This is a genomic window from Pseudooceanicola sp. (assembly GCF_041987405.1).
Classification (GTDB): Bacteria; Pseudomonadota; Alphaproteobacteria; order Rhodobacterales; family Rhodobacteraceae; genus Pseudooceanicola.
Genome location: NZ_JBHIWR010000006.1, coordinates 44,523 through 56,476 on the forward strand (window position 1 = coordinate 44,523; position 11,954 = coordinate 56,476).

13 protein-coding genes are annotated in these 11,954 nt (G+C 65.4%); 7 read left to right on the forward strand and 6 right to left on the reverse strand.

Translation table 11 applies throughout. The annotated features are described in order from the left end of the window. Nucleotides 1-64: 64 nt before the first annotated feature. Both ACFC2Y_RS14880 and ACFC2Y_RS14885 read right to left on the reverse strand, forming a co-directional pair. Nucleotides 65-700, reverse strand: a complete 636-nt coding sequence (locus tag ACFC2Y_RS14880) for an ATP-dependent Clp protease proteolytic subunit (protein WP_375176096.1) — start codon at nt 698-700, stop codon at nt 65-67. Nucleotides 701-897: 197 nt separating this feature from the next. After that, nucleotides 898-2,469: a 2-isopropylmalate synthase gene (locus ACFC2Y_RS14885; protein ID WP_375176097.1), complete on the reverse strand. Its 1,572-nt coding sequence runs from the start codon at nt 2,467-2,469 to the stop codon at nt 898-900. A 295-nt stretch (nt 2,470-2,764) separates the two neighbouring features. Between ACFC2Y_RS14885 and ACFC2Y_RS14890 the strand changes: the two genes are divergently transcribed. Then, nucleotides 2,765-3,427 carry an SDR family NAD(P)-dependent oxidoreductase gene (locus ACFC2Y_RS14890; RefSeq protein WP_375176098.1) on the forward strand — a complete coding sequence of 221 codons (663 nt, stop codon included), beginning with the start codon at nt 2,765-2,767 and terminating at the stop codon, nt 3,425-3,427. 10 nt (nt 3,428-3,437) lie between these two features. Here ACFC2Y_RS14890 and ACFC2Y_RS14895 read toward each other — a convergent pair whose 3' ends face one another. Together ACFC2Y_RS14895 and purE are read right to left on the reverse strand one after the other, a co-directional pair. Continuing rightward, entirely contained in the window at nt 3,438-4,511 is a 1,074-nt protein-coding gene (locus ACFC2Y_RS14895; protein ID WP_375176099.1) for a 5-(carboxyamino)imidazole ribonucleotide synthase, read from the reverse strand. Next, nucleotides 4,504-4,992: a 5-(carboxyamino)imidazole ribonucleotide mutase gene (gene purE / locus ACFC2Y_RS14900; RefSeq protein WP_375176100.1), complete on the reverse strand. Its 489-nt coding sequence runs from the start codon at nt 4,990-4,992 to the stop codon at nt 4,504-4,506. Before purE ends, ACFC2Y_RS14895 begins: the two co-directional genes overlap by 8 nt. A gap of 174 nt (nt 4,993-5,166) precedes the next feature. Between purE and ACFC2Y_RS14905 the strand changes: the two genes are divergently transcribed. Further along, entirely contained in the window at nt 5,167-7,287 is a 2,121-nt protein-coding gene (locus tag ACFC2Y_RS14905; RefSeq protein ID WP_375176101.1) for a DEAD/DEAH box helicase, read from the forward strand. A gap of 24 nt (nt 7,288-7,311) precedes the next feature. On the opposite strand, the gene ACFC2Y_RS14910 is transcribed toward ACFC2Y_RS14905, so the two are convergent. Beyond that, a complete protein-coding gene (locus ACFC2Y_RS14910; protein ID WP_375176102.1) occupies nt 7,312-7,536 on the reverse strand; it encodes a YdcH family protein in 225 nt (74 codons plus the stop codon). A gap of 153 nt (nt 7,537-7,689) precedes the next feature. On the opposite strand from ACFC2Y_RS14910, the gene ACFC2Y_RS14915 reads away from it, so the two are divergent. The 5 genes from ACFC2Y_RS14915 to ACFC2Y_RS14935 all read left to right on the forward strand — a co-directional run bounded on the left by ACFC2Y_RS14915 (nt 7,690) and on the right by ACFC2Y_RS14935 (nt 10,838). Continuing rightward, nucleotides 7,690-8,103 carry an Hsp20 family protein gene (locus ACFC2Y_RS14915; RefSeq protein ID WP_375176103.1) on the forward strand — a complete coding sequence of 138 codons (414 nt, stop codon included), beginning with the start codon at nt 7,690-7,692 and terminating at the stop codon, nt 8,101-8,103. A 4-nt stretch (nt 8,104-8,107) separates the two neighbouring features. Next, a complete protein-coding gene (locus tag ACFC2Y_RS14920) occupies nt 8,108-8,332 on the forward strand; it encodes a DUF1150 family protein (RefSeq protein ID WP_375176104.1) in 225 nt (74 codons plus the stop codon). Between the two features lie 177 nt (nt 8,333-8,509). After that, entirely contained in the window at nt 8,510-9,373 is an 864-nt protein-coding gene (locus ACFC2Y_RS14925; RefSeq protein WP_375176105.1) for a glycosyltransferase family 10 domain-containing protein, read from the forward strand. A gap of 311 nt (nt 9,374-9,684) precedes the next feature. Beyond that, the gene (locus tag ACFC2Y_RS14930; protein WP_375176106.1) at nt 9,685-10,023 is read left to right on the forward strand and encodes an ArsR/SmtB family transcription factor; all 339 of its coding nucleotides are present in this window, start codon (nt 9,685-9,687) and stop codon (nt 10,021-10,023) included. A 128-nt stretch (nt 10,024-10,151) separates the two neighbouring features. Next, nucleotides 10,152-10,838 carry a DUF1045 domain-containing protein gene (locus ACFC2Y_RS14935; RefSeq protein WP_375176107.1) on the forward strand — a complete coding sequence of 229 codons (687 nt, stop codon included), beginning with the start codon at nt 10,152-10,154 and terminating at the stop codon, nt 10,836-10,838. A 223-nt stretch (nt 10,839-11,061) separates the two neighbouring features. Here ACFC2Y_RS14935 and ACFC2Y_RS14940 read toward each other — a convergent pair whose 3' ends face one another. Further along, nucleotides 11,062-11,895 carry an SDR family NAD(P)-dependent oxidoreductase gene (locus tag ACFC2Y_RS14940; RefSeq protein WP_375176108.1) on the reverse strand — a complete coding sequence of 278 codons (834 nt, stop codon included), beginning with the start codon at nt 11,893-11,895 and terminating at the stop codon, nt 11,062-11,064. Nucleotides 11,896-11,954: the final 59 nt, after the last annotated feature.

The following is an 11,954-nucleotide window of genomic DNA, read 5'->3' on the forward strand; positions in this document are numbered from 1 at the left end:
CCAGACGCGGCCCGCGGCCCTGTCCCGACCTCGTCGGATCCCACGCGGGCCCTGAGAGCGCGCCTTATGCTTCGCCTTCCTCGTCGCCCTTCGGCCGGGCGGCGAAAATCTCGTCGATCAGGCCCCAGTCCTTGGCCTCCTCCGCGGTCATGAAGTTGTCCCGCTCCAGCGCGTCGACAACCGCCTCGAAGGTCTGACCGGTGTGCTTGACGTAGATGTTGTTCAGCCGTTCCTTCAGCCGCTCTGTATGCTTGGCGTGGATCATGATGTCCGTCGCCTGGCCGCGATAGCCGCCGGAGGGCTGGTGCACCATGACCTCGGCATTGGGCAGCGCATAGCGCATCCCGGCCTCGCCGCCTGCCAGCAGAAGCGAGCCCATGGAGGCCGCCTGCCCGATCACCAGCGTGCCGACCTTGGGCCGGATGTACTGCATCGTGTCGTAGATCGACAGGCCGGAGGTCACGACACCACCGGGGCTGTTGATGTACATCGAAATATCCTTGGTCGGGTTCTCCGCTTCCAGGTGCAGCAGCTGCGCCACGATCAGCGAAGACATGCCGTCATGCACCGGACCGGAGACGAAGATGATCCGCTCCTTCAGCAGGCGCGAGAAGATGTCATAAGCCCGTTCGCCGCGGCTGGTCTGTTCGACCACCATCGGCACCAGCGTATTCATGTAGTTTTCGTAAAGGTCGCTCATGTCCATCCCTGCTCGTGCTACCCGTCAGATCATACCCTGTCAGGGTCTAACAGAGTCTTAGTTATGCGCTCCCCGGGCTGCAAGGGCATGCGGCGCAAAGTGTAACCTCACGGTAAATGTCCGGGCAGAAAAATGACCCGGGCAGAAATGACCGGGTGGAATGAAAGGGCCCGGCACCTGGCCGGACCCCGCTGACGTCAGCTGACGTCCTTGTAGCTGATCTCGCGCTGATCGGCCCCCTCGCCGACCTTGCCGCGCCGCACAAGCAGCCGGTTGAGCGCATGGATATAAGCCTTCACGCTGGCCACGACCGTATCGGTATCGGCGGACTGGCCGGTCACGATGCGCCCGTCCTCGTTCAGCCGCACGCTCACCGTGGCCTGGGCATCGGTCCCCTGCGTCACGGCATGAACCTGGTAAAGTTCCAGCTTGGCGCCATGGGGGAAGATCTCCTTCACCGCGTTGAAACAGGCGTCGACCGGACCGTCCCCAGTGGTTTCGGCGCGTTTTTCCGCGCCATCCACCACCATGACCATATCCGCAGACTGACCGCCGGTGCCGCAGATCACCTTCAGCTCCTTCAGTTCCAGCCGGTCCGGCGTCTCGTCCTCCGCATCGCGCACCAGCGCCCAGAGGTCGTCCTCGTAGACCTCCTTCTTCCGGTCGGCGAGATCCTTGAACCGCACGAAGAGATCGTTGAGCTGGTTCGGCCCCAGTTCGATCCCGATCGCCTCAAGCTTCGAGCGCAGCGCGGCGCGACCCGAATGCTTGCCGAGGACGATGTTGTCCTCATGCAGCCCGATGTCGGCGGGCTTCATGATCTCGAAGGTCTCGACGTTCTTCAGCACGCCATCCTGGTGGATGCCACTTTCGTGGAGGAAGGCGTTCTTGCCGACGATAGCCTTGTTGTATTGGACCGGGAAGCCCGACACCGTGGCGACACGGCGCGACAGCTTCATGATCTTTGTCGTGTCGATGCCGGTCTCGAAAGGCATGATGTCATTGCGCACGCGCAGCGCCATGACCACCTCTTCCAGCGCGGTATTGCCCGCCCGTTCGCCCAGCCCGTTGATCGTGCATTCGATCTGCCGCGCGCCTGCTTCCACGGCGGCAAGAGAGTTCGCCGTCGCCATACCGAGGTCGTTGTGACAATGGGTAGAGAAGATCACCTCATCCGCCCCTGGCACTTTCTCGATCAGCATCCGGATCAGATCGGCAGACTCGCGCGGCGCGGTATAGCCGACCGTATCGGGGATGTTGATCGTGGTCGCGCCGGCCTTGATGGCGATCTCAACCACGCGGCAGAGATAGTCGTGTTCCGTCCGGGTCGCATCCATCGGCGACCACTGGACATTGTCGCACAGGTTGCGCGCATGGGTCACCGTCTCGTGGATCTTGTCGGCCATCTCGTCCATCGTCAGGTTCGGGATGGCGCGGTGCAGCGGCGAGGTGCCGATGAAGGTGTGGATGCGGGGTTGGGCGGCATGTCGGATGGCCTCCCAATTGCGGTCGATGTCCTTGAAGTTCGCCCGCGAAAGCCCGCAGATCACGGAGTTTTTCGAGTTCTTCGCAATCTCCGACACGGCGTTGAAATCACCCTCGGAGGCGATCGGGAAACCGGCCTCGATAATGTCCACGCCCATCTCGTCGAGGGCGGCTGCGATCTCCAGCTTTTCCTCGTGAGTCATGGTGGCGCCGGGGCTTTGTTCACCGTCGCGGAGGGTCGTGTCGAAAATCAGGACGCGGTCCTGGTCACTTGTCTTGGTCATGGGGTTCTCTTTCTTAATCCTGATGCCATGGCGCGAAGCGGCTACCCTCTGAGCGGTCGCGCCGGATCGGCACGCTCAGAGGCGGATTAGGATTAGACGCAGGGCGAGAACGCGCGCGGCGCGCGTGTCGATGGTGATATGCCCGGAACGTGTCATGGGGGTTCTATAACGCGCCGCGACGGGGTTGAAAACCCGGGAAACATGCTGCGGGGCAGCATGTGCCTTTGGCGAGGATATTTAAGGCAACGAGAAAGATGGAGTGATCCGCAGGCGCGGCGCCCGGCGTATTCCGTTTATGAAAACTGCACTGATTATCGGGGAAAGCGGAGCGGTAGGCGGCGCGGTAGCCGCGCGATTGCGCAGAGATGGCGTGCAGGTCACAGGCCTGTCGCGCTCCACCGACGGGCTCGACATCACGGATGGCGCGTCTGTCGCGACGGCACTGGAGGGGCTGGGGCCCTTCGATTTCGTCCTGGTCGCGACAGGCGCCCTGGAGATTGACGGCGCCGGGCCGGAGAAATCGTTGCGCGAGATCGACGCCGAAGCCATGGCCAGACAATTCGCGCTGAATGCCATCGGTCCGGCCCTGGTGCTGCGCCAAGCGGCGAGGCTTTTGCCGCGAAAGGGGCGATCGGTTTTTGCCGTTCTGACGGCGCGGGTCGGTTCGATCGGGGACAACCGCTTGGGCGGCTGGTATTCCTACCGCGCAGCGAAGGCCGCGGCGAACCAAGTGGTGCGCACCGCCTCTGTCGAGCTTGCCCGGACGCATCGGGAGGCCGCGGTCGTTGCCCTACACCCCGGGACGGTGGAGAGCGATCTGACACGGCGCTATCTGGGGCGACACCCGGCGGTAACGCCGGAGGTGGCGGCCGAGCGCCTGATCTCGGTGGTGCGCGGGTTGCGCGTCGAGGACACGGGAGGGTTCTTTGACTGGCAGGGCAAACGCGTGGAGTGGTGAAGGCTGCCTCTCACCCAACCCTGTTCACATGCCCCATTTTCCGCCCGTCCTTTACCTCGGCCTTGCCATATAGGTGCACCGCCACGCCGCGCTCCGCCGCCAGGGCGGGGACGCGGTCCATGTCGTCGCCGATCAGGTTCTCCATCACCACATCCGCGTGGCGCGCGCCGTCACCCAGGGGCCAGCCCGCCACCGCGCGGATATGCTGTTCGAACTGATCCACCGTGCAGCCGTTCTGCGTCCAGTGGCCGGAGTTATGCACGCGCGGGGCGATCTCGTTGACGATCAGACCGGCGGGGGTGACGAAAAGCTCCACCCCCATGACGCCGACATAGTCCAGCGCGTTCAGGATCTTGGCCGCCAGCAGTACCGCATCGGTCCGGGCCGAGGCGGGCAGAGAGGCGGGGACGGTCGTGGTGCGCAGGATGCCCTCGCGGTGGACGTTTTCGCCGGGGTCATAACAGCTTACCGCGCCGTCGAGGCCGCGGGCGGCGATGATGGACACTTCGGAGGTGAACTCGACAAAGCCCTCCAGCACCGCGGGCGCGCCCTGCATCTCCGCCAGCGCGGTCTCGGCGTCTTCGGGCGACTTCAGCCGCGCCTGGCCCTTGCCGTCATAACCGAAGCGGCGGGTCTTGAGGATCGCGGGGGTGCCGATCGTCTCCATCGCCGCAGCCATCGCGGCGGCATCGGGAATATCGGCATAGGGCGCAACCTTGAGGCCCAGCTCGGTCAGAAAATCCTTCTCCGTCAGCCGGTCCTGCGAAATACGCAGCGCCTCGCGCCCCGGGCGGATCGGTTTGAGCGTTTCGAGAATATCCAGCGCGGAGGTGGGAATGTTTTCGAATTCGTAAGTAATGACGTCCACACTCTCGGCGAAACGACGCAGGGCGGCGTCGTCGGTGTACTCGGCCTGGAGGTGAAAATTGGCGACATGCGAGGCGGGGCAATCCCCGCCCGGTTCGAAAATCACGGTCTTGAAGCCAAGCCGAGCAGCGGCGACGGAGAGCATGCGGCCAAGCTGACCTCCGCCGAGGATGCCAATCGTGGCGCCTGTCGGGAGCATTTCTACGGCGTCAGTCATTTGCGGGCTCATCGGGGATGGAGGCCGACAACGCCGTACGCCAGGCGTCCAGACGCTCTGCCAGGGCGGGATCGCTGAGGGCGAGGATACCAGCGGCCATGAGGCCCGCATTGGCGGCCCCGGCACTGCCGATCGCCATGGTGGCCACGGGGAAGCCCTTGGGCATCTGCACGATGGAATAGAGGCTGTCGACACCCGACAGCGCCCGCGTCTGCACCGGCACGCCGATCACCGGCACCCGGGTCTTGGAGGCCATCATCCCCGGCAGATGCGCCGCGCCCCCGGCCCCAGCGATGATCACATGCAGGCCCCGTTCCGCCGCGCTCTTACCATAGGACCAGAGCCGGTCCGGCGTGCGATGCGCCGAGACGATCTTGGCCTCGTAGGCGATCCCCAGCTCCTCCAGGATCGTCGCAGCCTCCTTCATCGTGGGCCAGTCGGACTGGCTGCCCATGATGATGCCTACCTTGATCTCGCTCATGATGCGTCCCTCGCAGCTTGAAACATGGGTTATACGGTGTTCGCGCCCGCGTGCAATTGCAGAAGGGACACAAGGGAAAATCTGCCGTATACAGGGGCAGCGGATTGCTGTACGAGGGCGCTTTCGCGGCGCCCCCTATCGCCCCCGCACCGCCCCTGAGAGATGACTTCCACCATGATCCAGACCCTGGCCGATGCGCTCGCCGAGCGCGGATACGAGACTTTGACCCCCGTGCAGGAGGCCGTGACCAAGCCCGAACTGGGCGAGGCGGACCTGCTGGTCTCCGCCCAGACCGGATCGGGCAAGACCGTGGGCTTCGGCCTGGCCATCGCCGGAACCCTGCTGGGAGAGGAGGCGCGCTTTGGCCCGCCCGCAGCGCCCCTGGCCCTGGTCATTGCCCCGACGCGGGAACTGGCCTTTCAGGTCAACCGCGAGCTTCAGTGGCTCTATGCCAAGGCGGGGGCGCGGATGGCGACCTGCGTCGGTGGCATGGACATGCGCGACGAACGCCGCGCGCTGGAACGCGGGGCGCATATCGTCGTGGGCACGCCGGGGCGGCTGGTCGATCACATCAAACGCGGGTCGCTCGACATGTCGGACCTGCGTGCGGTGGTGCTGGACGAGGCGGACGAGATGCTGGATCTGGGCTTCCGCGAGGACCTGGAATTCATGCTGGGCGAGGCCCCGGCGGAGCGGCGAACGCTGATGTTCTCGGCCACGGTGCCGCCGATGATCGCCACCCTGGCACAGCAGTATCAGCGCGACGCCGTGCGCGTCACCACCCTGACCGACAAGGGGCAACACGCCGATATCGCCTATCAGGCCCTGCGCGTCGCGGCCCATGACGTGGAAAACGCCGTGATCAACGTGCTGCGCTATCACGAGGCGGAAAATGCCATCGTCTTTGCCAACACCCGCGCCACGGTGAACCGCCTGACCGCCCGCTTTGCCAACCGGGGGTTTTCGGTCGTCTCGCTGTCGGGCGAGTTGAGCCAGTCGGAACGCAGCCACGCCCTGCAGGCCATGCGCGACGGGCGGGCCCGGGTCTGCGTGGCCACCGACGTGGCCGCCCGGGGCATCGACCTGCCCAAGCTGGAACTGGTGGTTCATGCGGAACTGCCGTCAAATGCGGAAACGCTGCTGCACCGCTCCGGCCGGACCGGGCGCGCGGGGCGCAAGGGGATCTCCGCCCTGATCGTGCCGCCCCGCGTGGCTAAAAAGGCCGAACGCCTGCTGAAATTCGCCAAGGTCACGGCGGAGTGGACCGAAGCGCCAGGCGCGGATGAAATCCTGCAGCGGGATGAGGAGCGGCTGCTGGCCGATCCCGCCTGGACCGAAGCGCCGACCGAAGCGGAGGCGGAGTTTGCCGCCCGCCTGCTGGCCGCGCAATCGCCCGAAACCATCGCCGCCGCTTACCTGCGCCTCTACCGCGCCCGCCATTCCGCGCCCGAGGATCTGTCGCCCCCCGATGCGCGTCCCGAGAAACGGCAGGACAAGCGGCAGGAGCGGCAGGACCGCGCCGATTTCGGTCCCAGCTCCTGGTTTGCCCTTTCGGTCGGGCACGACGACCGGGCGGAGGCGCGCTGGCTCCTGCCGCTCATCCTGCGCACCACCGGAATCGAGAAATCCGCGCTTGGCGCGATCCGGGTGCAACAGGCGGAAACCTATGTGGAAATCGCCGAGGCCAGCGTAGCCGAGGTCGAAGCCGTTCTGGCCAAGGGCGGGACCCTGGAAGAGGGGGTGAGCCTGCGCAAGCTGGACGGCGCACCCGACCTGGACGCGCCGCGCGGCAAGCCGGCCGACCGGCCCGCCCGTCCCCGCCCCGGCCCGCGGCCTGATGGTGCCACGGATCGCAGGCCCGCCAAACCACGCGGCGACCGGAAACGGGCCGACACCCCGACGGAGGCAACCGCCCCGTCCGCGAAACCGGATCGCGCGCCCGCACGCGGCGAGGACAGCCCGCGCGGCGAGACCAAGCGCGTCTGGACCGACAGCCCGCGTCCCAAGTCGGACCGTGGTGGCGACACCCCCCACAAGCCCCGCAAGACCGGTGGCAAACCTGACGGGCGCGCGCCTGGAAAACCTGGCCCCAAGGCAAAGGGCCCGGGTGGAAAATCGGGGTCCAAACCCTGGGAGAAACCGTCTGGCAAGGGCGATCGCGGCCGGGCCGAGGGCGCGCCAGCGGGCAAGCCGGGCGCGAAACCGGGAGGAAAACCCCGCGCGGCCGATACGTCCAAACGCTTCACCCCTCCGGGCAAGGCCGGAATGCAGCCACCAAAGCGGCGCAAGCCCTGAGCCGGGGACGACCCGGAAGGCAGGTCAGGCGATGATATCGGGGGTCAGACGATCCTCGATCCGGGCGATCTTGTCCTTGAGGATCAGTTTCTGCTTTTTCAGCCGCTTGATGGTCAGCTGATCTGCCACGCCCCGCACATGCAGCGCCTCGATCGCGGCATCCAGATCGGCATGCTCGCGTTTGAACACCTCAAGTTCGACCTTGAGCACCTCTTCGGTCTTCATTGAGATATCGCTTTGCGCGTTCATGATGCGTGTCTCCCATGGTGACAGGCTTTTGAATATACCTGTTCTTCCTTCTTCCCGCAAAGGTCTTGCAAGGCCGTCAACAGCCCCCCATATTTCTCACGGGGTCGCCGCAACGGGGCCCTGCGACTGTCGCTTAAAGATCAAGGACGTGTCATGACCAAAATGACCCTCGGGGCGCATCCCTACATGCTGGGTTTCGAGCAGCTTGAGCGGCTGCTGGAACGTTCCGCCAAAGCCGGAAACGACGGCTACCCTCCGTTCAACATCGAACAAACCTCGGACCAGTCCTACCGGATCACCCTGGCCGTTGCCGGGTTCCGCGAAGAGGACCTCTCCATCACGCTCGAAGACAGCCAGTTGGTGATCCGCGGCCGCCAGAGCGACGACAGTGAGGGACGACATTTCCTGCACCGCGGGATCGCCGCGCGCCAGTTCCAGCGCAGCTTCGTGCTGGCCGATGGTGTCGAGGTGGGCGATGCGGTGATGGAAAACGGTCTGCTCCACGTCGATCTGTCCCGGGTGGAACCGGAGAAGGTCGTGCAGACGATCCGGATCAAGAAAGGATAAGGTCATGGATACGAAATACGATATGTACAATGACGCCGGACGGATCGTCTATGTCCGCGCCGTGAAGGTCGAGGACCTGCCGGAAGAGGTGCGCGATCAGGTCCAGGGGCTGGAACAGCTCTACGCCGTCTGCGACAGTTCCGGCGAGCGTCTGGCCTTGGTCAAGGATCGCAAGATGGCCTTTGTCCTGGCCCGCCAGAACGACATGGCCCCGGTGACCGTCCACTGACCCCACGCCGGGACCGACACGCGCGGTCCCGGCAAAGCCTGCCTGTCGGTGGTGCGTGGCCATATTTGCCCAAAGGTGCAGGCCACGCGCATTCTGTGCGCAGTCGATGGCCAATCAACCGTTGCCCATGGGCGTCGCCCGGACTAAGCAGGGCCGATCCCGACGATCCGGATGGCCATGACCTCTGACCCAGCAATTGCAATCCTGCCCTATGGTCGGCTTTTCGGGGCCGGTTACCTCGGCATTGGATGCGATGACCTCCACTGGCCCCTCGGCCAGCCGGATCGCCTGCGCGGCAAGACCCTGCGGGATATGCAGCGGACGGATCACCTGATCGTCTACCCCCGTCCTGCCCTGCACCTGCGCCCGCTCTTCGGGCTGAAGGCTCGGCTGTCGATGATGGTGCAGGAACCCCGTGTCATCCACAACGACCACCGCAGGCTCTTGCGGGTGACACACCGGCGTTTCTTTCGGGTTCTCACCCATGACCGCGCTCTGATCGGCCGTATCCCGAACGGTGTCTTCGTCCCCTTCGGCACCACCTGGGTGCCGGAGTGGCGCGATCTCGACCTCACGAAATCCCGATCCTGCTCGCTCATCGCCTCCGCCAAACGCTCGCAGGAGGGGCACCGCGTCCGCCATGCCATCGCCGATCATATCCGCGACTCGGGGCTGGATGTGGATGTGATGGGCGGCGGCTATGCCCCCTTCGAAGCGAAATCCGACGGCCTCGCCCCCTACCGCTATTCCGTCGTGATCGAGAACGCGCGCGAGCCGGATTACTTCACCGAAAAGCTGATCGACGCGATCCTCTGCTTGTCGGTCCCGATTTATTGGGGCTGTCCGAACATCGCCGAGTATTTCGACCCCGCCCCCTTTGTCATCTGCGAAACGGAGGCGGAGATCATGGCGGCCATGGATCAGATGTCGGATGCGGACTACGCGGCGCGGCTGCCCGGGTTGCAGGCGTTGCGTGATCAGGCAGCGCGGTATGGCGACCTGCATCTGCGCACGGCCGAGGCGCTGCGCGACAGCCTCTGACCGGCCAGCGGCGCATGAGGTCGCTACTACGGCCCGTAATTCGAGCGCCCGGTACGCTTCGCGGCGCTTTTATTTCGGTCGGCCTCACGGGACAGGCTACAATCCGATGCGCAGGCTATCCGCACTAACAGATGTTGCGGGAGAAATGCTGATGAAAGTGGCCGCTTTCGCGCCCGCATCGCCACCACCGGCCACCACGAATTGAATTCAAGGTACGCGAATCCTTGAATAAATGACAGATTGTGTCAGTTATGAGCAACCGAACGATTCCGGAACGATAACACGGCGCGGGGCTGCCCGCGGAAATGCCCATGCCCCTGCCCGCCCTCAGCCCCGACATTTCCGACGAGGAAATGGACCGCATCGCCAGGAACGCCTCGGAGGCCTCCAATTTCCTCAAGGCGCTGAGCCACGAAGGCCGCCTGATGATCCTGTGCCATCTCGTCACCGGCGAAAAATCTGTGACCGAGCTGGAAGAGCTGCTCTCCGCCCGTCAGGCGGCAGTGTCGCAACAGCTCTCCCGCCTGCGCCTCGAAGGGCTGGTGGTGCCCCGGCGTGACGGCAAGGCGATCTACTACAGCCTGGCCGACGACCGCCCACGGCGCATGCTGGAACTCGTCTATGACATGTTCTGCGGCAAGGACACCTGACGCCCGGTTATGGCCGCCCCGAACCTGCGTCAGAGCTGACTGCGGCGGGCCATCGCGACGCCCGTCGCCAAACGCCCCTGTCATGCGCCCGTCACATCGGTATTGGATAGACCGGGAGGGGAGATCCGATGACCTACACACGTTACGCAATCTACTACACGCCCGACCCCGGCCCCCTGGCCGACTTTGGCGCGGCCTGGCTGGGCTGGGACATCGAGACCGGACAGGAGCGGCCGCATCCCGAGATACCCGGCCTGCCCCGCCCGATCGAAGAGATCACCCGCACGCCCCGGAAGTACGGCTTCCATGGCACGATCAAGCCGCCCTTCCATCTGGCCGAGGGGTGCACGGAAGACGGGCTGCGGCAGGCCGCCCTCGCCGCCTGCGCCGTCCGCGCCCCGGTTCGTCTGGAGGGGTTGGCGCTGACCCGGATCGGCCGCTTCCTCGCTCTCACCCCTCAGGGAGAGACCGGCCCCCTCGCCGACCTCGCCGCCGCCATGGTGCGCGAGCTTGACCCCTTCCGCGCGCCCCCGGGCGAGACCGAACTGGCCCGCCGCCGCGCCCGGCGCCTCAGCCCCCGGCAGGAGGAGCTGCTGACCCAATGGGGCTATCCCTACGTGATGGAGGAGTTTCGCTTTCACCTCACCCTGACCGGGTCGCTGGACGGGTCGGTGGTGGAGCCGATCCAGGCGCGACTCATGGATGCAATTGCGCCTTTGCTGGACGGGCCGGTCGACATATCCAACCTGAGTCTCGTCGGAGAGCTGCCGGACGGGCGCCTAAGAAGCCTGCAGAGGCTGCCTCTGGGAGCCTGAATTTTTGGCGCCGCCCAAGTGGGTTAGCCCCTCTTTGGACCAGAAAGTCAAAAAAAACGCCCCAAAAACGTTAAGAATCGGTTAAAGTGCACATATAGGAATCGGCAAGCACTTTTTGACATCATGCTCCGCGGCGGCCATTGGCCGCCGCAATTCGTTTCCGGGGCGGCGATTGCCCGCCGCATCGCATTCCAGGACAGACGATTGCCCGCCGCCATGCGTCTCAGGGTCGGCCCTGTTCCGCTCGATACTTCGCAATGACCCTGGCCGCCTCCTCCGGGTCCGGGCGCGGGCCGAAGGGATGCGAGGCCGACATGCCCCCACAGACCGGCACCGCCTGCCCCGTCATGTAGGACGACATCGGCGAGGCGAGGAAGAGCGCCACCGACGCGATCTCCTCTGGCTCGCCCCCACGCTCCAGCGGCACGCGCCCGCCGATCCCCGGCACCCCGCCCACGGCGCGGTGATAGTCGTAGATCGGCCGCGTCATCTCTGTCTCGATCAGGCCCGGGCAGATGGCATTGATCCGGACCCCGGTCCCCGCCAGCGCGTAGGAGGCATTCCGCACCAGGTTGATCACCCCGGCCTTGGAGGCGCTGTAGGCCATCGGCCCCGCATTGGCCCGCATCCCCGCGACCGAGGCCGTGGCGATGATTGCCCCGCCGCCACCTTCGGCCATCTTCGGCGCGGCATGTTTCACCGCCAGGAACGGGCCGATCAGATTGACGCGCAGCACCTCGGCCCAGATCTCTGGCGTATGCTCCTCGGTGCCCCGCACGCCGCCGGTGATCCCGGCATTGGCGAAATAGACATCCAGCCGCCCGCCGATCTCCTCCGCCCGGGCAATCGCGGCGAGGACATCCTCTTCCCGTCCCGCGTCCATCTCCATCGGCGTGATCCGGTCATCCGCCACTTCCGCCACGCCGGGACTGCGGTCGCAGGCCAGGACCTGGGCCCCCGCCTCTGCAAACATCCGCGCCGAGGCCCGCCCGATCCCCGAGGCCGCGCCGGTGACGATGGCCACCTTGCCCGTCATATCCGTTGTTGGAATGGTCATGCTGTTTCCTCCTTCATGCCGAAACCATAATCGCTCGCGCACACCCCGTGAATCCGGGT